The sequence below is a fragment of the Intestinimonas massiliensis (ex Afouda et al. 2020) genome (assembly GCF_001244995.1).
In the GTDB taxonomy this organism is placed as follows: domain Bacteria; phylum Bacillota; class Clostridia; order Oscillospirales; family Oscillospiraceae; genus Intestinimonas; species Intestinimonas massiliensis.
On record NZ_LN869523.1, the window covers coordinates 1 to 1,075 of the forward strand.

The following is a 1,075-nucleotide window of genomic DNA, read 5'->3' on the forward strand; positions in this document are numbered from 1 at the left end:
TCGGATAAGGTTCGATTTTTCTCCACAGATTGTAATGATAACTATTCACGAAATAAACTCAGCATCCAGCCAACCACTTATTAGTGGGCCATGGATTAGAGGGATGTCTAAAGGTAGACTTATCGTACAACCAGTAGCGTACAGCAACGATAATTACGTCAATCTCACATGGAATGGAAATGCCTTATCGTTTTACAGTACAAAAGATGCGAACTATCAGCTTAACTTGAAAGATGGAATATATCACTTTTTTGCAATAGGGTGAGGTCTACAAGTGCCTCGTGCTGGGATAAGGTTCCCTTTTTCGCCCGCTCTTGTAGTCGTGTCACGCGGCCGCGAGGCATCGAATACCAAGTCGGTTATCGGCATATTCGTTCGAGACGGCCATGGCGTGAAGATCACACAGAGCACAAATTACGCAGCCACGTTCCTGTACGCAACATGGGCGGACATTTCGCTCTCCTGGTACGCTGTAGACTCTGGGGACAATCAGCTCAATTACGATGGTACAACCTACCACTACATTGCCCTCGGCTGATTATCCGATTGCCAGGTAGTTATAGACAACTCCCTCCGCATTCATCTGGGAAGCGGCGCTGGGCTGGTAGGACTGAGAGCAGTACCATTCCACCCCGGTCTCAGTCCAGATTGCGGTATTTTTGGCATTCCCGCTGCTAGATCCATTTGAAGAGGTGCTGTGAAATGTGACATCAGTGCCGCGCATCAACACCATGTTTCGGATGATTACCAGCTTCGGCAGAAAAGGGAACCTTATCCGAGAATCGCATAGTAGTACACGGTACCGGAAACATTGCATTGGTAGTTTATTCCGTCGTTGGGACGGCTCCCTGTATAATCATAGTACCAGGTGAAGGTCTTCCCATCAGAACTCTTCTTTCCGTAGTTGTTGGAGCTATAATAATTGGACAGGCCAAAGCCTTTTTGATATGCCGTCGTCAGCATGTTGGCATAGACCAGATAGCCACCATAGCTGTAGGAGCCAAGCGCCGCACTATATTCTCCATTCTCGTTCTTACTCCCCAGCAGCATAATCAGCTTCGGCAGAAAAGGGAAC

At 47.7% G+C, this 1,075-nt stretch carries 1 protein-coding gene and 1 pseudogene; one reads left to right on the top strand and one right to left on the bottom strand.

Annotated features, from left to right (window positions below):
• Positions 1-265 (top strand): hypothetical protein (locus BN2154_RS16145; RefSeq protein ID WP_207641534.1); only part of this gene is annotated, 265 nt, incomplete at its 5' end.
• Positions 266-771: 506 nt separating this feature from the next.
• Here the strand turns inward: BN2154_RS16145 and BN2154_RS15920 are convergent.
• Positions 772-1,075: pseudogene (locus BN2154_RS15920) on the bottom strand (hypothetical protein); the annotation flags it as partial.